Source organism: Serratia sp. JKS296 (assembly GCF_900215445.1).
GTDB classification, from domain to species: Bacteria; Pseudomonadota; Gammaproteobacteria; order Enterobacterales; family Enterobacteriaceae; genus Serratia; species Serratia marcescens.
This window is the reverse complement of record NZ_OCMX01000001.1, coordinates 4,899,416-4,919,561: the sequence shown is the minus strand read 5'-3', so window position 1 is coordinate 4,919,561 and position 20,146 is coordinate 4,899,416. Positions and strand designations below refer to the sequence as shown.

The following is a 20,146-nucleotide window of genomic DNA, read 5'->3' as shown; positions in this document are numbered from 1 at the left end:
CTATTCTTATAGGCGCACGGAGTGCGGAAAAAGGGGCGGAGTCCAATGAAAAAGCAGGTTTATAACAGGAGTTATGTCACATGGCGGTAGGGATCCAGAGCAGAGGTTTCGCGCGTTGGTTGGCACCGGTATTGGCATTGTTGGTGGTCATGCAATTGACCGCCTGCGGCGATAAAGAGCCGGAACAGCGCAAAGCATTTATCGATTACTTACAGAATACCGTGATGCGCAGCGGGGCGAATATCCCCACGCTGAGCGAAGACCAGAAGCAGAAGTTCGGCAACTATGCCGGCGATTACGCGATTTTGGTCGGCTTTTCACAGCAGCTGTCCAAGTCGGTCGGCGCCAGCCTGACCCCGGCGCTGGATCAGATTAACCAGATCCGCACCGCACAGGACTATCTGAACAAACGCGATGCGCTGCAGCAATCGGTCGGGGCGTTGAACCTGCTGGGCCAGCAGATCCAGTCCGCCAAGTCGCAGGCGGATACCGCCCGCGCGGCGTTGAAACAGCCCGACGATCTGAAGGCGGTGTACAACCAGGCCTATGACAAAATCGTCACCGCGCCGGCCAACGCCCTGATGCCGGCGATCCCGACCACCGCCAGCTTTGTGCAGGATCTGGTGCAGGTTGGCGATTTCCTGCAGAGCCAGGGCAATCAGGTCAGCTTCAACAACAACGGCGTGCAGTTCCGCACTGCGCAGCAGGTGGCGCAGTACAACACCATGATGTCGAATCTGGTGGCCAAACAGCAGAACCTGGTGAATGCGCAGAAAGCCATTCAAAGCGTGACGCAATAACGCGCCTACGACGATCTACAGGCCGGCATTGCCGGCCTGCTTTATTTCCCCTCAGCGTTTCCAATAGCTTGCTGGTTTATTGCGCAGGCTTCTGTACTACACTTCAATTAATCCATTCATTCGGCAATGTAGTTTTCTTTCATTCATCACTTCGCTAGTTCCCGGCGGGATGAGTGCTCACAGGGAAGATCAAACAGAGCGTCGCGATCGGGCGCTGCAGCCAAAAATAAATTGTGATATTTATCACAATTTAAAAACAAATAACCAAGTTAAAAATGTGACCGTTATCACTTTATTGTCGATTTTTGGGCGGTTTTTTTCTCACTGTGCTTTTTTTACACGTCATAAGTGTGATCTTTATCACTATAAATGAGGGTTTGTTGGGGTGTTGTGTGTGACTTGTATCACAAAAAATTCGTGAAGTTCGCGTGACAAAAACAGCGTGATAGAGTCCGTTTCGCATACAGCGGCAACACGGCTGGATCGTCACAACAATAATCACGCGCTCTATTGTCAGCGCGTAACAATAGGGGTGTGTTTTATGTTTTCACCAGACATCAAGGTTAAAGTGCAAAACTTTGGCCGCTTCCTGAGCAACATGGTGATGCCCAACATCGGCGCCTTTATCGCCTGGGGGATTATCACCGCGCTATTCATTCCAACCGGCTGGCTGCCGAATGAAACCTTAGCCAAGCTGGTCGGCCCGATGATCACCTATCTGCTGCCGCTGCTGATCGGCTACACCGGCGGGCGGCTGGTGGGCGGCGAGCGCGGCGGCGTGGTCGGCGCCATCACCACCATGGGCGTCATCGTCGGCGCCGACATGCCGATGTTCCTCGGCTCGATGATCGCCGGCCCGCTGGGTGGCTGGGCTATCAAGCATTTCGACCGCTGGGTGGACGGCAAGATCAAAAGCGGCTTTGAAATGCTGGTGAACAACTTCTCCGCCGGCATCATCGGCATGCTGCTGGCAATCCTGGCTTTCCTGGGCATCGGGCCGCTGGTGGAGGTGCTCTCCAAGCTGCTGGCGGCGGGCGTGCACGTGATGGTGAAGAACAACCTGTTGCCACTGGCGTCCATCTTCGTTGAACCGGCGAAAATCCTGTTCCTGAACAACGCCATCAACCACGGCATCTTCTCGCCGCTGGGTATCCAGCAGGCCACGGAAGTCGGTAAGTCGGTATTCTTCCTGATTGAAGCCAACCCAGGCCCGGGCATGGGCGTGCTGATGGCCTACATGTTCTTCGGCCGCGGCAGCGCCAAGCAATCCGCCGGCGGTGCGGCGATCATTCACTTCCTGGGCGGCATCCACGAAATCTACTTCCCTTACGTGCTGATGAATCCACGTCTGCTGCTGGCGGTGATCCTGGGCGGCATGACCGGCGTATTCACCCTGACGATGCTGAACGGCGGCCTGGTTTCTCCGGCTTCCCCGGGTTCGATCCTGGCGGTGCTGGCGATGACTCCGAAAGGCGCCTACTTCGCCAACATTGCGGCGGTGTGCGCAGCCTTTGCCGTCTCCTTCGTGGTGTCTGCTTTCCTGCTGAAAACCTCCAAAGTGAAAGAGGATGACGATCTGGAAGCCGCGACCCGCCGCATGCAAGAGATGAAATCGCAGTCCAAAGGCGGCGCAGCGGCGCCAGCGTCGGTCGACGGCGATCTGAGCACCGTGCGCAAAATCATCGTCGCCTGCGATGCGGGCATGGGTTCCAGCGCCATGGGCGCCGGGGTGTTGCGCAAGAAAGTGGCGGACGCCGGGCTGAAGAACATCTCGGTGACCAACAGCGCCATCAACAGCCTGCCGGACGATGTGGATCTGGTCATCACGCACCGCGATCTGACCGAGCGCGCGATGCGCCACGCGCCGCAGGCCCAGCACATCTCGCTGACCAACTTCCTCGACAGCAAGCTGTACAGCGATCTGGTCGAGCGTTTGCTGGCGGCCAACCAAACCAGCGACAACCAGCAGAAGGTGCTGGATGACAGCGTCGAAGCCGGTGAGCCGAACCTGTTCAAGCTGAGCGAAAGCAACGTGTTCCTCAACCTGCAGGCCAGTGACAAAGAGCAGGCGATCCGCTTCGCCGGCGAGCAGCTGGTGAAGGGCGGCTACGTTGAGCCGGAATACGTGCCGGCGATGCTGGAGCGCGAAAAGCTCACGTCCACCTACCTGGGCGAGTCGATCGCCGTGCCGCACGGCACCATCGAGGCTAAAGACCGGGTGCTGCGCACCGGCGTGGTGTTCTGCCAGTACCCGCAGGGCGTGCGCTTCGGCGATGAAGAGGACGAAGTGGCGCGCCTGGTGATCGGCATCGCCGCGCGCAACAACGAGCATATTCAGGTGATCACCAGCCTGACCAACGCGCTGGATGACGAGAGCGTGATCGAGCGGCTGGCGAATACCACCAGCGTCCAGGAAGTGCTGGACCTGCTCGGCGGCAAAAAAGCCGGATAACAGAATCATTTTAAAGGGTGCAGCTTGCTGCACCCTTCGACATTAAGAAGGTAGAGTTATGAAAGCATTACATTTTGGCGCAGGGAACATCGGCCGCGGTTTTATCGGCAAGCTGCTGGCGGACGCGGGCGTTGAGCTGACCTTCGCCGACGTCAATCAAACGGTGCTGGATCTGCTGAACAGCCGAAAAAGCTACTCGGTGCACGTGGTGGGCGAGCAAGAGCGCGTGGAGAACGTCACCAACGTCAGCGCCGTCAACAGCGGCGGCGAAGCCGCGGTGGCGCTGATCGCCGAGGCGGATCTGGTGACCACCGCCGTGGGTCCGCAAATTCTCGCCAAAATCGCCGGCACGATCGCCAAAGGACTGGTGCTGCGTCATCAGCAGGGCAATGTGCAGCCGCTGAACATCATCGCCTGCGAGAACATGGTGCGCGGCACCAGCCAGCTGAAGCAACACGTGTTCGCCGCGCTGCCGCAGGACGAGCAGGCATGGGTTGAGCAGCATGTCGGCTTCGTCGATTCGGCGGTCGATCGCATCGTGCCGCCGGCGGACAGCAGCGATCCGCTGGAAGTGACGGTGGAAACCTTCAGCGAATGGATCGTCGATCAGACGCAGTTTAAAGGCCAGCCTCCGGCGATCGCCGGCATGGAGCTGACCGACAACCTGATGGCCTTCGTCGAGCGCAAGCTGTTCACCCTCAACACCGGCCACGCGATCACCGCCTACCTCGGCCAACGGGCCGGGCTGCAAACCATTCGCGACGCCATTCTCGATCCGGCGATCCGCCGGGTGGTGAAAGGGGCGATGGAAGAGAGCGGCGCGGTGCTGATCAAACGCTACGGCTTCGACGCCGACAAGCACGCCGCCTACATCAACAAAATTCTCGGCCGCTTCGAAAACCCGTATCTGCACGATGACGTCGAGCGCGTGGGGCGCCAGCCGCTGCGCAAACTGAGCGCCGGCGATCGCCTGATCAAACCGCTGCTGGGCACGCTGGAATACGGCCTGCCGCATGCCAACCTGATCCAGGGCATCGCTGCCGCCATGAGTTACCGCAGCGAACAGGATCCGCAAGCGTTGGAGTTGGCGGAATTGCTGAATACGCTCGGGCCGAAAGCCGCGCTGGCGCAAATTTCCGGCCTGCCGGCGGAAAGCGAGGTTGTAGAAGAGGCCGTTGCTGTGTATAACGCCATGCACAAGTAGAATCGTGATGATGAACACCCGAGCGCAGCTTGCTGCGCTCCTGGAACCCGAGTTCGGCATCGACGGCCCTCCCCACGCCTTTCGAAAAGCGACGATGGAAGAAGCACAGGCATTTGAAAACCAGGTTCTGGAAAAGCTGAACGCGGGCAAAACGGTGCGCAGCTTCCTGATCGCGGCGGTAGAGCTGCTGGCGGAAGCGCTCAACGTGCTGGTGGTGCAGGTATTCCGCAAGGATGACTACGCGGTGAAATATGCCGTCGAACCGCTATTGTCCGGCAGCGGCCCGCTGGGGGAGCTGTCGGTGCGCCTGAAGCTGATGTACGGCCTGGGGGTGATTTCCCGCCACGAATATGAAGACGCCGAACTGCTGATGGCGATGCGCGAAGAGCTGAACCACGACGGGTCGGAATACCGCTTCGTCGACGACGAAATTCTCGGGCCGTTCGGCGAGCTGCACTGTGTGGCAGCGCTGCCGCCGGTGCCGACTTTCCTGCAGCCGGGCGAGGCGGATGAAGCGCTGATCGCCATGCAGCGCCAGCGCTATCAGCAGATGGTGCGCTCCACCATGGTGCTGTCCATTACCGATCTGATCGCCGGCATCGGCGCCAAGCAACCCTCCCGGCTCTCTCCTCTCGGCCGCGGCTAGGCAAAGGCCGCGCGCCACTCGTCGAACAACAACCACAGCGCGGTGGCGGCCATCAGCCCGGACATCGCGCCGTTGAACACCCGCAGCTTCCAGGTGACCCGCAGCGCGTTGCGCAAGCGGTCGCCCAGCACCGCCCACAGCAGCACGCAAGGCAAGTTCAGCAGCGCGAAACCGGCGATGACCGACAGCGTATGGACAAAGGTGGCGCCTTCGCGCGGGGTGAACAGGATCGCTACGTTGATCACCATCAGCCAGGCCTTGGGGTTGACCGCCTGAAACAGCGCGCCGTTGAGCAGGCTCATCGGCTGCGCCTGCTCTTTGGCGTCCGGCGAGGCCGCCTGGAACAGTTTCCATGACAGCCACAGCAGATAAGCGCAGCCGATCACCGCCAGCGGCAGGCGGATGACGCCGGCCCAGCTCAGCGCCAGCGCCAGCAGCGGGATAATGATCGCCAGCTGTACCGCACAACCGACGCAGATGCCAAACAGCATCGGCAGGGTGCGGCGCAGGCCGAAGTTGACGCCCGACGAGGCCAGCAGCAGGTTGTTGGGGCCGGGGGTGATCGACATGACGGTGACGTAGCTGACAAAGGCAGAGTCCAGCATGGCAGGTTCCTTGAAAATGACGGTGATGACGAGAGATCAGCATAATCGCTGCAATGGGATGGTGACAGAACCACAAATCGGATATTGTCATGGTTACAGTTGTACAGAATGTAAACTGTACCCATTGCCTGGAGAGAAACTGTGACCCTGCTCGATGAAACCCCGGATACCCGTTACCTGCAGCTGGCGGACACGTTGGCCGAAGCCATTCGCCGCGGCACGCTGCAGCCCGGCGACCGCTTGCCTTCGGTGCGGCGCTGTGCGCAAACCCATCGCGTCAGCATCAATACCGTGGTGTCGGCTTACCGCACGCTGGAGGATCGCGGGTTGATCGAGGCGCGACCGCAGTCGGGGTTTTATGTCCGCAGCACGCTGCCGGCGCTGAAGATGGCCTCGGCGCCCAGCGGGCGCATCGAACCGCCGGCGGACGACGTGCTGGCGCTGATCGACACCGTGTTTGCCGCCCAGCAAAACCCGGCCTTCACCAACATTGCGTTGGCTTGCCCGCAGACCAGCGACTTTTATCCCGGCGGCAAGTTGGGGCGCATGCTGTCCTCTCAGCTGCGCCGCCAGCCGGATCTGATCGGGCAGTATCCGTTGCCGCCCGGCAGCCTGCGGCTGCGTCAGCAGATCGCCCGCCGCTCGATGACGCTGGGCATGCTGCTGGAGCCGGGCGACGTGGTGCTGACCCACGGCTGCATGGAAGCGCTGCAGCTGGCGCTGCGCGTCACCACCAAACCGGGCGACTGCGTCGGGCTGGAGTCGCCGACCTATTTCTACCTGCTGCCGCTGCTGGCCAGCCTGGGGCTGAAAGCGCTGGAAATCCCTACCGATCCGCAGTTGGGACTGTCGTTGGACGCGCTGGAGCTGCTGTTGAACGAGAAGCGGCTGAATGCGGTGATCGCCATGCCGACGGTGCAAAACCCGCTGGGCTGCACCATGCCGCTGGCGGCGAAAAAGCGGCTGGCACGGCTGATGAACGATCATCAGGTGCCGTTAATTGAAGATGGGCTGTATGCCGAGATCCAGTTCGGCGGCGCGCTGTCGCCGGCGGTGAAGGCGTTCGATCGCGACGGCTGGGTGCTGTTTTGCTCCAGCTTTACCAAAACGCTGGCGCCGGATTTTCGCGTCGGCTGGGTCTGCGGCGGCCGCTTCCACGAGGCGTTGCGCAAGCTGAAGGCGGTGTCGTCGATGTCAGAGTCGCAGCTGCTGTCGGAAACGCTGGCGACCTTCCTGGAGAGCGGCGGTTACGATCACCATTTGCGCAACCTGCGCAAGCGCTATGCGGCGCAGGTCGACGAGGCGCGGGCGCTGATCGCCCGGCATTTCCCGCGCGGCACGCTGGCCACGCAGCCGGCGGGCGGCTTCGTGTTCTGGGTCGAATTCCCCCCTGGCGTGGACAGTGTGGCGCTGTTCCATCAGCTGCTGGAGGAGCAGATCTGTTTAACGCCGGGCACCCTGTATTCGCCCAGCGGGCGTTACCGCAACGCGCTGCGGCTCTCCTGCTGCTACCCGTTCAACGCGCGCTACACCCAGGCGTTGGCCCGGCTCGGCGCCAGGGCCTGCGAGATGAGCGGCTTGCCGCCCGGCATTGCGCAGGACGGGTAACGGCGCGCGCCTTTTGCTACAATGCCGGTATCATTGATTAGCGTGCCATTTTGGGCACAACGGGCCAGAGACCATGAAAGAGAAAGAAAAGGCAGAGATCAAGCGCCTGAGCGACCTGCTGGACGCCTTGAACCACAAAGACGCCACCGTGATCCAACAGGGCAACCCTGAGTTGATCGCGCAACACACCAAAGAGAAAGAGAAACTGGCGACGGAGATCGAGCGCCTGAAAAACGTGCGCGGCGAGAAGCTGAGCGCCGAAGCGCAGAAGCTGAGCAAGCTGCCGTTCAGCCGCGAGATCACCAAGAAAGAGCAGGCCGATATGGGCGCGCTGAAGAAAAGCGCGCGCGGGTTGATCGTGGTGCACCCGATGACCGCGCTGGGCCGCGAGATGGGCCTGAAAGCGGTCACCGGCTACGCTAAGAAAGCGTTCTGAACCCCTGGGCGTCAGACCTTGGTGGTGTAATACGCCTTGGTCTGATAGGGCACGGTGACCGTGTCCTGGCCCCGCAGCTCCTCTTCTTCCGCCACCAGTTGGCGCAACCGATCGATAACCTGCTCCTGTTGCGGCTGCGGCAGCGCGGCGATAAAGCTGGTTGAACGCACGCGGTTGTAGATCACGTCCTCCACCGCGCCGCGGTGGCCCAGCATAAACACCTGCTCCTGCAGCGGTTCAAAGCCTTTGAACGGGAAGAACTTGCGCCATTCGCCGGTATAGAAACGCGGCGCATCGCCTTCGTGGCTATCGACGATCTGATTCAGTTTGCGCACCCAGCCGACGCGCGCATCGCGCATGTTCCACACCAGACCGAGTTTGCCGCCGGGCTTGAGAATGCGCTGGATTTCCGCCAGCGCCTGCGGCGTGGCGAACCAATGGAAGGACTGGGCACAGACCACGGCATCGACCGACTCGTCCGGCAACGGGATCGCGTCGGCGGTGCCCGCCAGCGTTTTCACCTGCGGCAGCGCCGCCGACAGTTTTTCCAGCATTTGCGGCACCGGTTCGACGGCGATCACCTGCGCGCCGGTTTCCAGCAGGCGCGGGGTGAACTTGCCGGTGCCGGCGCCGAGATCGATGACCGTCATGCCGGCGTGCAGGCCGATGACGTCACGCAGCCAGACGGCGATTTCCGGCGGGTAATCCGGCCGGCCTTTCACATAGCGATCGGCATTGGCCTGATAGCCTTCGGCGGCGGCGTGATGAATCGAATGGGTCGGGGTGGTCATATACCTGGCTCCTGGCTGAAAAAACGTGCGGCTACAGTATAGGCGGAAGAATAGGGTTAACGCGGCACCCGGCGCACGTTTTTCATCTTTCCGCCGCCGTTTTCAACGGCCGAGCAGGCGGCGGTTGAAATCTTCGAGGCGCCCTTCGGCAAGCCGTGTGAGCATGGTCTTGCTCCAGCTGGCGGAGAGGCCGGCCACCGCCAACAGACGGCGATACTGTTCCGCGTCGAACGGCATGTGCCAGGCGATGGCGATGGCTTCGGCGACCGACACGTCGCTGTTGCGCGCCGCCAGCGCCAGCGGACGATCGCCGCTGACCGCGCCCGGCGACACCACCCGATACAGCCAGCCGCAGCGGCCGCTTTGCTGCATCAGCAGCGAAATATCCTCGATCGCGAAGTGATAATTGAGCTTGAAGCACGGCGAGCGCGGCTGGGTGACCTGGATCAGCGCCTCGCCCCAGCGGAAGATGTCGCCCATAAACACGTTGTGTTCGGTCAGCCCTTCGGTGGAGATATTCTCGCCGAAGGCCGGGGCGCAAAACTGCTCCGCCTGCGCCGGAAACTGCTCGCGCCAGTGGGCGTAATGCTCGCGCGGGTAGTGGCACAGTGCGCGATCCGGCCCGCCGTGATAGCTTTTCTCCGCCTGTTCGTCGCCTTCCAGCCCGAGCGGCGTGAGCCGGACAGCGCCATCCACCTGGCGTTTGGCGATGGCGCTGGGGCGCCCGCCCTCATAGGGTTGAATGCTGCCGATGTAAATGTCTGGGTGATGCATGTGCGCCTCCGTGTCTCGCGTCGAGGGCTCAGCATAGCCTGAGTTGTTCTCGTACACTACCCGGCGTTTACCTGTACGGAAGGATGTGTTTTTCCTGTCTATATTTAGGCTTTTATCGTCGAGAAAAAACCATGCGTTTCATTGTATTGAGGCATGCGGAGTCAGAATGGAACCGCTCGGGGATTATTCAGGGGCGAAGTGACAGTCCGCTGACAGAAGAGGGGCGACGTCAAATCGCTGGGCTTGACGCTCGCTTGCAAATGTTATCGGTCACTTCGTTGATCAGTTCACCGACTGGTCGGGCTTTTACGACAGCGGAGACGTTGGCTGAGCGATGTGGCTGCACTGTGCAAATGGATGAGCGTTTGCAGGAGCAAGATTTTGGCCGACTGGAAGGATTATCTTATGCGCAGGCCATGCGCGATTATCCTGAAGCGACGCAGTGCCTCTTTGCCGGTAAGGCAGAGGCGTCGGCGCCGGGAGGGGAGAATGCTTATGAGGTTGCCTGGCGCCTGATGGCTTGTCTGTCCGATCTGGCTGTCGATGGACAAAATCAAACGCTTGGTGTTGTTACGCACGGCCATGCTCTGCAGGCACTGATTTGGTGGCTTAAAGGGGCCGACCCGCAGGAGGACCTTCGCAGATACGGTCATCGCAATTGCGGCTATGCAATGCTTGATGTGACCGCCTCTGGTTTTAATTTGTTGAATTGGGGAGTCGCGACCCACCTGTTGCCAAAAAGATAGGGCGAGGAACGGATATTCCTCGCCTGAGGGCGTCAGAAGGTGGTCCAGTTCTCTTCCGCTGCGGCGTTGGCGGCCGCGGGTTTGACGGCCGGCGCTTTCGGCGCGGCGGCTTTGGCGGCGAGGGGCTCGGTCTGTTCCGCCAAACGGAACACCGAGACGCTCTGCAGCAGCATATCGGCCTGTTCTTCCAGCGAATCGGCGGCGGCGGCGGACTCTTCCACCAGCGCGGCGTTCTGCTGGGTGGTGTGGTCCATCTCGACGATCGCCTGGCCAATCTGGGCGATGCCGCGCGTCTGCTCATCGGAGGCGGCGGCGATCTCGGCCATGATGTCGCGCACGTGGGTGACCGAGCGGACGATCTGTTCCATGGTATTGCCGGTGCTTTCCACCAACTCAGTGCCGGTTTTCACCCGGCTGACCGATTCGGCGATCAGCCCTTCTATTTCCTTGGCCGCCTGGGCGCTGCGGCTCGCCAGGCTGCGCACTTCACTGGCGACCACCGAGAAGCCGCGGCCCTGTTCGCCGGCGCGCGCCGCTTCCACCGCGGCGTTGAGCGCCAGGATGTTGGTCTGGAAGGCAATGCCGTTAATCAGGGTAGTAATTTCGGCGATACGCTGCGAACTGCTGGAGATATCGCGCATGGTGCTGACCACGTTTTCCACCAGCTTACCGCCCTGTTGTGCGGTCTGCGAGGCGTCGGTGGCCAGCTGGTTGGCGTGATGAGCATTGTCGGCGTTTTGTTTCACCGTGGCGGTCAGCTGTTCCATGCTGGCCGCGGTTTCCTCGACCGCCGCCGCCTGCTGTTCGGTGCGGGAGGAGAGATCGGTGTTGCCGGCGGCGATTTCCGCCGAGGCGGTGGAGACCTGGCTGACCCCCATCTGGATCTTCTCAATCATGGTGCGCAGGTTTTGGCTCATCGCCGCCACCGCGTTCAGCAGTTGCCCCAGCTCGTCGCGGCGGGTGCTGGTCTGCGCCTGGCGCAGGTCGCCGCCGGCGATGCGTTCCGCCATGGCCAGCGTGCTGTGCAGCGGACGGGTGATCTGCAGGGTGATGCGCCAGGCGATAAGCACCCCGGCGATGATGGCGATCAGGGTGGTGACGCCCATCTGCAGCTGCGCCAGATTGATGTTGTTGCGCGTCTGCACCAGTTCGTCCTGCATAAAGGCGTTCACCAGCGTGCCGATCGCTTGCGCGCGTTCGCCGAGCTGCCGGCTGATTTGCTGTTCGTGCTCATAGGCCGGCAGGTAGGCTGCGATGCGGTTTTTGTAATCGTCCAGCGCGGCCAGCAGCGGTTGCAGCTGCGGGCGCTGCGCGTCGCTGACCCGGCGGCTCAGGGCGTTGGCCGCGTCGCGCGCGTCGTCGATGGCCGCCATCAGCGGCGCTTCGGTTTCCTTGTTCAGGCTCAGCAGCAGACCGCGCGCGCCGTAGCGCACCTGGGTCAGCTTCTGGTTAAGCTGGATGAAGGCCAGCTGCAGATCGCCGTTGGTGAGCTGACGCTCCACCTGGCTCAGGCTGGCCTGCACTTCCGACATGTTCCAACTCTGGCGCACCGCGTCTTTTGCCGTGACCGCCTGCTCAAAGACTTTTTGCTGCTGTTGATATTCCCCGATCAGCGTCACCAGACGCTGCAGATCCTTGCGGCTTTGGGCGTCCCAGTCCAGCGCCTGCCCCTGGTCTATCAGCTTGACGGCGTTTTCAATATTGGCGCGGTTGTTCTGCAGATACTCCGGCTGGTAGGTCTGGCCGTACATGGCGCGGTTGTATTTGGCCTGGTTGATCTCCTCGTTCAGCCGGTTGCTGAAGTCGATGCGATCGGCGCGGGATTCGATGATATGCAGATATTGCGCCCCGGTGCCGGCGATGACGACCGCCAACAGCAACAACAGCGCAAAGCCGAGACCGAGCTTTTTACCTACGGTGAGATGAGTGAACTTTCCTGCCAATGCTTGCAATGCCGCCATAGCGTTTTTCCTTCTCCGGGCGAACGTCAATTGAACAAACCATCGGCAAGAAGTGGTCAAACTTTAGCGGATTTCAGGCAAAAAAATACCCGCCGGTGGCGGGCATCTTTATCAACGGGGGCGAGTTACTTCTTCGCGGCGAAGCGTGCGGCGGCTTCATCCCAGTTGACCACGTTCCAGAACGCCTTGATGTAGTCAGGGCGTTTGTTCTGATATTTCAGGTAGTAAGCGTGTTCCCACACGTCCAGGCCGATGATTGGGAAACCGGAAGCGCCGGCGACGGCTTCGCCCATCAGCGGGCTGTCCTGGTTGGCGGTAGACACTACGGCCAGCTTGCCGTCTTTCAGCACCAGCCAGGCCCAACCGGAACCGAAGCGGGTGGCTGCGGCTTTCTCGAACTCTTCCTGGAATTTCTCAACGCTGCCGAAATCGCGCTCGATGGCCGCTTTCAGATCGCCGCCCAGCGTGGTGCCGGTTTTCAGGTTTTTCCAGAAGAAGCTGTGGTTGGCGTGACCGCCGGCGTTGTTGCGCATGAAGGTGCGTTTGTCGGCAGGCACTTTGTCCAGATCCTGGATCAGTTCTTCAACGCTGTATTTGGCCAGCTCAGGGTAGGCTTCCAGCACGGTGTTGGCGTTGTTGACGTAGGTCTGGTGGTGTTTGGTGTGATGGATTTCCATCGTCTGCTTGTCAAAATGCGGTTCCAGTGCGTCGTAAGCGTACGGCAGGGATGGCAGTGAATAACTCATAATCATCATCTCCAGTGGTGTATGGGCGGCGCAAAGGGCGAGCACCGCGTAAGCAGTCGGATCATTATAGTTAATTAAATGATATTGAAAATGATTATCAATGCCCTGTGAATTGTGTGGTTAATGAACAAATCGTTGCGTTAACATGTTGATAGAAGAGGGCGCTGGGTGGCCGGTTCAAACCGTCGCCCCGGCGCGTTGGTTACTCTCTATACTGTAGGGAGCGCCAACGTCGAAATGTATCGAAATGTGCCAATGCGTTCACTGAATGAGCACGAGTGTGTAACAACCACAAGCACGCTGTGGTAATATGGCCGGCGTTCGTAGCAAGCATAACAACAGTGACATTCGCGTTTGCCGCGCTAGCGGGCAGGCGCATTTGAACAATGTGACAATCGAGAGTAAAGGAGACCCCCATGCAGGTCAGCAGAAGGCAGTTCTTTAAGATCTGCGCTGGCGGTATGGCAGGAACGACGGTGGCCGCGCTGGGCTTTGCCCCCGAAGTGGCGTTGGCGGAAACCCGGCAGTACAAACTGCTGCGCGCCCGCGAGACCCGTAATACCTGTACGTATTGTTCCGTCGGCTGTGGGCTGTTGATGTACAGCCTTGGTGATGGCGCCAAAAACGCCAAAGAAAGCATTTTCCATATCGAAGGGGATCCGGATCACCCGGTAAACCGCGGCGCGCTTTGCCCGAAAGGCGCCGGCCTGGTTGACTTCATCCACAGCGAAAGCCGCCTCAAGTACCCGGAATACCGGGCGCCGGGGTCGGACAAATGGCAGCGCATCAGCTGGGACGACGCCTTTACCCGCATCGCCAAGCTGGTGAAAGAAGACCGTGACGCCAACTTCATCAAAACCAACGATCAGGGCGTTACCGTCAACCGTTGGCTGACCACCGGCATGCTGTGCGCTTCGGCCGCCAGCAATGAAACCGGTTTTCTGTCGCAAAAATTTAGTCGCGCTCTCGGCATGCTTGCCGTAGACAACCAGGCGCGTGTCTGACACGGACCAACGGTAGCAAGTCTTGCTCCAACATTTGGTCGCGGTGCGATGACCAACCACTGGGTTGATATCAAGAACGCGAATTTGATTATCGTCATGGGCGGTAATGCGGCGGAAGCGCATCCGGTGGGGTTCCGCTGGGCGATGGAAGCCAAAATACACAACAATGCCAAGCTGATCGTGATCGATCCGCGCTTTACCCGAACCGCGTCGGTGGCGGACTTCTACACGCCGATCCGCTCCGGGACCGACATCGCTTTCCTGTCGGGCGTGTTGCTGTATCTGATGACCAACAACAAGTTCAACCGCGAATACGTCGAGGCCTACACCAACGCCAGCCTGCTGGTGCGGGAAGACTTTGCCTTCGAAGACGGGCTGTTCAGCGGCTACGACGCGGAAAACCGCAAGTACGACAAAACCACCTGGAACTACCAGTTCGACGAGAACGGCTTCGCCAAGCGCGACGTCACGCTGCAGGATCCGCGCTGCGTGTGGAACCTGCTGAAACAGCACGTGAGCCGCTACACGCCTGACGTGGTGACCAACATCTGCGGCACGCCGAAGGACGATTTCCTCAAGGTGTGCGAATACATCGCCGAAACCTGCGTCGCGGATAAAACCGCTTCGTTCCTGTACGCCCTGGGCTGGACTCAGCACTCGGTCGGCGCGCAGAACATCCGCACCATGGCGATGATCCAGCTGCTGCTCGGCAACATGGGCATGGCGGGCGGCGGCGTCAACGCGCTGCGCGGCCACTCCAACATCCAGGGGCTGACCGATCTCGGCCTGCTGTCGCAGAGCCTGCCGGGCTACTTGACGCTGCCGTCGGAGAAACAGACCGATCTCGACACCTACCTGAAGGCCAACACGCCGAAGGCGCTGCTGCCGGGCCAGGTGAACTACTGGGGCAACTACCCGAAATTCTTCGTCAGCATGATGAAGACCTTCTACGGCGACAAGGCGCAGAAGGACAACAGCTGGGGCTTTGACTGGTTGCCGAAGTGGGACAAAGGCTACGACGTGCTGCAGTACTTCGAGATGATGGCGCAGGGCAAGGTCAACGGCTACTTCTGCCAGGGCTTTAACCCGGTGGCGTCGTTCCCGAACAAAAACAAGGTGGTGGCTTCGCTGTCCAAGCTGAAGTTCCTGGTGACCATCGATCCGTTGAACACCGAGACTTCCAACTTCTGGCAGAACCACGGCGAGTTCAACGAGGTGGATCCTTCGCAGATCCAGACCGAAGTGTTCCGCCTGCCGTCCACCTGCTTCGCCGAAGAGAACGGCTCGATCGTCAACTCCGGCCGCTGGCTGCAGTGGCACTGGAAAGGCGCGGACGCCCCGGGCGAAGCGCTGAACGACGGCGAGATCCTGGCGGGCATCTTCAGCCGCCTGCGCGAGATGTATGCGCGCGACGGCGGCGCGGTGCCTGAGCAGGTGCTGAACATGACCTGGGACTACCTGACGCCGGACAACCCGGCGCCGGAAGAGGTGGCGCAGGAGAACAACGGCAAGGCGCTGGCGGATCTGCTGGATGCCGACGGCAAAGTGCTGGTGAAAAAAGGCGAGCTGCTCAGCTCGTTCGCGCAGTTGCGCGACGACGGCACCACCGCCAGCGGTTGCTGGATCTTCGCCGGCAGCTGGACGCCGGCCGGCAACCAGATGGCGCGGCGCGACAACGCCGATCCGTCCGGCCTCGGCAATACGCTGGGCTGGGCCTGGGCATGGCCGCTCAACCGCCGCATTCTGTACAACCGCGCCTCGGCGGATCCGCAGGGCAAACCGTGGGATCCGAAACGCCAACTGCTGGAGTGGGACGGCGCCAAGTGGGTCGGGGCCGATATCCCGGACTACAGCACCGCTGCGCCGGGCAGCGACGTCGGGCCGTTCATCATGCAGCCGGAAGGCATGGGCCGCCTGTTCGCCACCGACAAGATGGCGGAAGGGCCGTTCCCTGAACACTACGAGCCGTTCGAAACGCCGCTCGGCACCAACCCGCTGCACCCGAATGTGGTGTCCAACCCGGCGGCGCGCGTGTTCAAGGACGATCTGGCGGCGATGGGCAAATCCGACAAGTTCCCTTACGTCGGCACCACCTATCGTCTGACCGAGCACTTCCACTACTGGACCAAGCACGCGCGGCTGAACGCCATCGCCCAGCCGGAGCAGTTCGTGGAGATCGGCGAAAAGCTGGCGGAGAAGAAGGGCATCAAGCAGGGCGATACCGTGAAAGTCAGCTCCAACCGCGGCTACATCAAGGCCAAGGCGGTGGTGACCAAGCGTATTCGCACGCTGCAGGTGCACGGCCAGGAAGTCGACACCATCGGCATCCCGATCCACTGGGGTTACGAAGGGGTGGCGAAGAAAGGCTTTATCGCCAACACGCTGACGCCGTTCGTCGGCGACGCCAATACGCAAACGCCGGAGTTCAAGGCGTTCCTGGTCAACGTGGAAAAGGTGTAACGGAGACGAATTATGGCCATGCAATCTCAAGACATCATTCGTAAATCCGCCACCAATGGTTTCACGCCGGCGCCGCGCGCCCGTGACCACCAGGAAGAAGTGGCCAAACTGATCGATGTCACCACCTGTATCGGCTGCAAGGCCTGTCAGGTGGCCTGTTCCGAATGGAACGACATCCGCGACGAAGTGGGGCACAACGTCGGGGTGTACGATAACCCCGCCGATCTGACCGCCAAGTCGTGGACGGTGATGCGCTTCTCCGAGGTGGAGGAAAACGGCAAGCTGGAATGGCTGATCCGCAAGGACGGCTGCATGCACTGCGCCGATCCGGGCTGCCTGAAGGCCTGCCCGTCGGAAGGCGCGATCATTCAGTACGCCAACGGCATCGTCGACTTCCAGTCCGAGCACTGCATCGGCTGCGGCTACTGCATCGCCGGCTGCCCGTTCGACGTGCCGCGCATGAACAAGGACGACAACCGGGTGTACAAGTGCACCCTGTGCGTCGACCGCGTGGACGTCGGCCAGGAACCGGCCTGCGTGAAAACCTGCCCGACCGGCGCCATTCACTTCGGCACCAAGGAAGCGATGAAGCAGGTGGCGGCAGATCGCGTCAGCGAGCTGAACACCCGCGGCTACCAGAACGCCGGTCTGTACGATCCGGCGGGGGTGGGCGGCACGCACGTGATGTACGTGTTGCACCACGCCGACAAACCGCAGCTGTACCACGGTTTGCCGGACAACCCGAGCATCAGCCCGGCGGTGACCTTCTGGAAGGGCGTGTGGAAACCCCTGGCGGCCATCGGTTTTGCCGCCACCTTCGCGGCCAGCGTGTTCCACTATGTCGGCGTCGGGCCTAACCGCGTCGAGGATGAGGACGAGCACGACGAGTCGCACGACGAGGAGACGCGCAAATGAGAAAGGAAAAGCCCATTCAGCGTTACAGCGCGCCGGAGCGCATCAACCACTGGATAGTGGCGTTCTGTTTCGTGTTCGCCGCCATCAGCGGGCTGGGGTTCTTCTTCCCCTCCTTCAACTGGCTGATGAACATCTTCGGGACGCCGCAGCTGGCGCGCATCCTGCACCCGTTTGTCGGGGTGATCATGTTCGCCGCGTTCCTGCTGATGTTCCTGCGCTACTGGAAGCATAACCTGATCAACCGGGAAGATATCGTCTGGGCCAAGAACATCCACAAAATCGCCATGAACGAGGAAGTGGGTGATACCGGGCGCTATAATTTCGGCCAGAAGTGCGTGTTCTGGGCGGCGATTATCAGCCTGGTGCTGCTGCTGGCCAGCGGCGTGGTGATCTGGCGGCCGTATTTTGCGCCGTCGTTCTCCATCCCGCTGATCCGCATCGCGCTGCTGGTGCATTCGCTGGCCGCGGTCGGCCTTATCATCGTGATTATGGTGCACATTTACGCCGCATTGTGGGTAAAAGGCACCATTACCGCGATGGTGGAAGGCTGGGTGCCGGCGGCCTGGGCCAAGAAACATCATCCGCGCTGGTACCGTGAGGTCCGCGAGAAACGACAGGAAGATAAACCCTGATGAGTATCCGCATCGTTCCTAAAGAGCAGTTAGGGGCACAGCGTGAGAAGTCCACAACGGCGGAGAACATCCCGCCGTTACTTTTCGCCAACCTGAAAAGCCTGTACAGCCGCCGCGCCGATCGTCTGCGTCAGCTGGCGGTCGACAACCCGCTGGGTGACTACCTGAACTTTGCCGCCGAGCTGGCGCAGGCGCAGCAGCATGCGTTGCACGATAACCCGCTGCAGCTCGATCTGAGTGAAGCGTTGGTGCAGGGTGCCGCCAGCGGCAAACCGCCGCTCGATCTGAGCGTGTTCCCGCGCAGCGAGCACTGGCGCAAGCTGTTGACGTCGCTGATCGCCGAGCTGCGCCCGCAGGCGCCGGAGCATATCCTGGCGGTGCTGGACAACCTGGAGAAGGCCTCGGCGCACGAGCTGGAGCTGATGGCCGACGCCTTGCTCAACCGCGAGTTCGGCAAGGTGGGCAGCGAAAAGGCGCCATTCCTCTGGGCCGCGCTGTCGCTCTATTGGGCGCAGATGGCCAGCCTGATCCCCGGCAAGGCGCGCGCCGAATACGGCGAGCAGCGCCAGTTCTGCCCGGTGTGCGGCAGCATTCCGGTCTCCAGCATGGTGCATATCGGCACGGTCAACGGCCTGCGCTATCTGCACTGCAACCTGTGCGAAAGCGAATGGCACGTGGTGCGGGTGAAGTGCAGCAACTGTGAGCAGACCCGCGATCTCAACTACTGGTCGCTGGACAGCGAACAGGCGGCGGTGAAGGCGGAAAGCTGCGGCGACTGCGGCACTTACCTGAAAATCCTCTATCAGGAAAAAGACCCGCAGGTCGAAGCGGTGGCCGACGATCTGGCTTCGCTGGTGCTGGACGCCCGCATGGAAGAGGAAGGCTTCGGCCGCAGCAGCATCAATCCGTTCCTGTTCCCGGCGGAGTAACCGCCCGGCCCCGTTCGCGCGGGGCCGGACCAGCAATTTCAGCACGGGCTTCTGGCAATCGCCCGGGCGAGTTGCTACGTTTAGGCCATAACGCGCCAAGCGAAAGGAACCACGATGTTAAACACCCTGGCAAAACTGACCGCGGTCGCCGTGTTGGCGATCGGACTGGCGGCCTGCGACAACAAGGACGACACCAAACCGGCGGTGCCGCCACCCGACACCAAACCGACCGTGACGCAGCCCGCGCCACCGCCGCCGCCTGCGCCGGTAGAAACCCCGCCCGCGCCGCCGGGGCTGAACGTGTCGCTGCAGAAGGGCAAGATCACCTTCGAGCTGCCGCCGGGCTTTAGCGATCAAACGCTGAACAGCGGCATCATCAACGACAGCACCTCCACCATTCAGCGCTTTCTTGACGGCAAGTCGCGCCAGAGCGCGGTTTCGTCCGAAGTGATCCCGCCGGACGGCATGAAGCTCAATACCAGCGACAAAATGCTGAAAGAGCTGACGCAGAGCGCCATCACGGTGCTGGCCGAACGCTATCAGAATATCCAGACCACCAAAGAAGAGAACTTCAGCGTCGGCAAACAGAAGTTTCGCCGGGTGGATACCGAACAGACCGTCAACGGGCAAAAGGTGGTCTCCACCCTGGTGTTGACGGTGTTCAACAAGCGGGTGGTAACGTTGCAAATGCTGTCGCCGGCCAAAACGCCGGAAGTGCATCAGGCGCTGGTGCAGCGGATTATCGATACCCTGGCGGTGAAGTAAGGACGCCGCGGCCAGGACGAAGCGGAGGAGACCGGATGAAGCTTATCGGCAGTTACACCAGCCCCTTTGTGCGCAAGATTTCCGTGATGCTGCTGGAGAAGGGGATTGCGTTCGAATTCGTCAACGATCCGCCGTATGAGCCCGGCAGCCGGGTGAAGGAGCTGAACCCGCTCGCCAAGGTGCCGGTGCTGATCGCCGATGACGGCGAGGTGTTTTACGACTCGCCGGTGGTGGCCGAATACCTCGAGCTGCTGGCGGTGGAGCCGGCGTTTTTGCCGGCCGAACGCGCCGCCGCGTTGCGCGTTCGGCAGGTGGCGGCGTTGGCGGACGGCGTGACCGAAGCGGCGGCGACCCTGTTTCGCGAAAGCCGGCGCGCGCCGGAAAAACAGGACGAAAACTGGATGCTGCGCCAGCGTGACAAGCTGACGCAGGGCCTGGACGCACTGGAGGCGCTGGCGCGGGAAAAAACGTGGCTCAATGCCGAGCGGCTGACGCTGGCGGATATCGCCACCGGCTGCGCGCTGGGCTACCTCAATTTCCGCCGCATCCTGCCCAACTGGTGCGTCGAGCGCCCGACGCTGGTCAAGCTGGCCGAACGCCTGTTCGCCCGCGAAAGTTTCGCCCGCACTGCGCCACCTTGAGTTTTTTTCTCCCCGCCGCGGCGGGGTTTTG

The 20,146-nt window shown here is 61.1% G+C and carries 18 protein-coding genes; 13 read left to right on the top strand and 5 right to left on the bottom strand.

The genetic code is table 11. The features are described from left to right. Nucleotides 1-80 precede the first annotated feature (80 nt). From CRO23_RS23525 to CRO23_RS23510, 4 genes are all read left to right on the top strand, one after another. A complete protein-coding gene (locus CRO23_RS23525; RefSeq protein WP_016929578.1) occupies nt 81-800 on the top strand; it encodes a DUF3053 domain-containing protein in 720 nt (239 codons plus the stop codon). Nucleotides 801-1,341: 541 nt separating this feature from the next. After that, nucleotides 1,342-3,252: a PTS mannitol transporter subunit IICBA gene (locus CRO23_RS23520; protein ID WP_016929577.1), complete on the top strand. Its 1,911-nt coding sequence runs from the start codon at nt 1,342-1,344 to the stop codon at nt 3,250-3,252. 58 nt (nt 3,253-3,310) lie between these two features. Continuing rightward, a complete protein-coding gene (locus CRO23_RS23515) occupies nt 3,311-4,456 on the top strand; it encodes a mannitol-1-phosphate 5-dehydrogenase (RefSeq protein ID WP_060444905.1) in 1,146 nt (381 codons plus the stop codon). Between the two features lie 94 nt (nt 4,457-4,550). Further along, nucleotides 4,551-5,102 carry an MltR family transcriptional regulator gene (locus tag CRO23_RS23510; RefSeq protein ID WP_016929575.1) on the top strand — a complete coding sequence of 184 codons (552 nt, stop codon included), beginning with the start codon at nt 4,551-4,553 and terminating at the stop codon, nt 5,100-5,102. Here CRO23_RS23510 and CRO23_RS23505 read toward each other — a convergent pair. Next, nucleotides 5,099-5,707 (bottom strand): LysE family translocator, encoded by a 609-nt coding sequence (locus CRO23_RS23505; protein ID WP_016929574.1) that lies wholly within the window; start codon nt 5,705-5,707, stop codon nt 5,099-5,101. The two genes, CRO23_RS23510 and CRO23_RS23505, sit on opposite strands and share 4 nt — an antisense overlap. A gap of 141 nt (nt 5,708-5,848) precedes the next feature. On the opposite strand from CRO23_RS23505, the gene CRO23_RS23500 reads away from it, so the two are divergent. Together CRO23_RS23500 and CRO23_RS23495 are read left to right on the top strand one after the other, a co-directional pair. Beyond that, nucleotides 5,849-7,315: an aminotransferase-like domain-containing protein gene (locus tag CRO23_RS23500; protein ID WP_079450362.1), complete on the top strand. Its 1,467-nt coding sequence runs from the start codon at nt 5,849-5,851 to the stop codon at nt 7,313-7,315. A gap of 73 nt (nt 7,316-7,388) precedes the next feature. Further along, nucleotides 7,389-7,751 carry a YibL family ribosome-associated protein gene (locus tag CRO23_RS23495; RefSeq protein ID WP_004933989.1) on the top strand — a complete coding sequence of 121 codons (363 nt, stop codon included), beginning with the start codon at nt 7,389-7,391 and terminating at the stop codon, nt 7,749-7,751. A gap of 11 nt (nt 7,752-7,762) precedes the next feature. On the opposite strand, the gene CRO23_RS23490 is transcribed toward CRO23_RS23495, so the two are convergent. Together CRO23_RS23490 and yiiM are read right to left on the bottom strand one after the other, a co-directional pair. Next, nucleotides 7,763-8,542, bottom strand: coding sequence for a class I SAM-dependent methyltransferase (locus tag CRO23_RS23490; RefSeq protein ID WP_049299615.1), 780 nt, complete (start codon nt 8,540-8,542; stop codon nt 7,763-7,765). 102 nt (nt 8,543-8,644) lie between these two features. Continuing rightward, nucleotides 8,645-9,316, bottom strand: a complete 672-nt coding sequence (gene yiiM / locus CRO23_RS23485; protein WP_097103033.1) for a 6-hydroxyaminopurine reductase — start codon at nt 9,314-9,316, stop codon at nt 8,645-8,647. Nucleotides 9,317-9,399: 83 nt separating this feature from the next. Here yiiM and CRO23_RS23480 point away from each other — a divergent pair, with 83 nt between their 5' ends. Continuing rightward, a complete protein-coding gene (locus CRO23_RS23480; protein WP_369680469.1) occupies nt 9,400-10,062 on the top strand; it encodes a histidine phosphatase family protein in 663 nt (220 codons plus the stop codon). Between the two features lie 32 nt (nt 10,063-10,094). Here CRO23_RS23480 and CRO23_RS23475 read toward each other — a convergent pair whose 3' ends face one another. Together CRO23_RS23475 and sodA are read right to left on the bottom strand one after the other, a co-directional pair. Further along, nucleotides 10,095-12,023: a methyl-accepting chemotaxis protein gene (locus tag CRO23_RS23475; RefSeq protein ID WP_016929569.1), complete on the bottom strand. Its 1,929-nt coding sequence runs from the start codon at nt 12,021-12,023 to the stop codon at nt 10,095-10,097. A gap of 125 nt (nt 12,024-12,148) precedes the next feature. Then, complete coding sequence (gene sodA, locus CRO23_RS23470) at nt 12,149-12,769, bottom strand: superoxide dismutase [Mn] (RefSeq protein WP_004934003.1); 621 nt, start codon at nt 12,767-12,769, stop codon at nt 12,149-12,151. Nucleotides 12,770-13,185: 416 nt separating this feature from the next. Here sodA and fdnG point away from each other — a divergent pair, with 416 nt between their 5' ends. From fdnG to CRO23_RS23440, 6 genes are all read left to right on the top strand, one after another. Continuing rightward, nucleotides 13,186-16,233 (top strand): formate dehydrogenase-N subunit alpha, encoded by a 3,048-nt coding sequence (gene fdnG / locus CRO23_RS23465; RefSeq protein WP_086013585.1) that lies wholly within the window; start codon nt 13,186-13,188, stop codon nt 16,231-16,233. 12 nt (nt 16,234-16,245) lie between these two features. Continuing rightward, complete coding sequence (fdxH, locus tag CRO23_RS23460) at nt 16,246-17,148, top strand: formate dehydrogenase subunit beta (RefSeq protein WP_004934014.1); 903 nt, start codon at nt 16,246-16,248, stop codon at nt 17,146-17,148. Further along, nucleotides 17,145-17,780, top strand: coding sequence for a formate dehydrogenase cytochrome b556 subunit (gene fdoI / locus CRO23_RS23455; RefSeq protein ID WP_004934017.1), 636 nt, complete (start codon nt 17,145-17,147; stop codon nt 17,778-17,780). Before fdxH ends, fdoI begins: the two co-directional genes overlap by 4 nt. Next, on the top strand, nt 17,780-18,709 hold the full coding sequence (gene fdhE / locus CRO23_RS23450; protein WP_047025982.1) for a formate dehydrogenase accessory protein FdhE: 930 nt from the start codon (nt 17,780-17,782) through the stop codon (nt 18,707-18,709). The genes fdoI and fdhE overlap by 1 nt, the downstream gene beginning before the upstream one ends. A gap of 114 nt (nt 18,710-18,823) precedes the next feature. Then, nucleotides 18,824-19,474 carry a DcrB-related protein gene (locus tag CRO23_RS23445; RefSeq protein WP_033639079.1) on the top strand — a complete coding sequence of 217 codons (651 nt, stop codon included), beginning with the start codon at nt 18,824-18,826 and terminating at the stop codon, nt 19,472-19,474. A 35-nt stretch (nt 19,475-19,509) separates the two neighbouring features. Next, entirely contained in the window at nt 19,510-20,115 is a 606-nt protein-coding gene (locus tag CRO23_RS23440) for a glutathione S-transferase (protein ID WP_004934025.1), read from the top strand. The last annotated feature ends 31 nt before the right edge of the window (nt 20,116-20,146 follow it).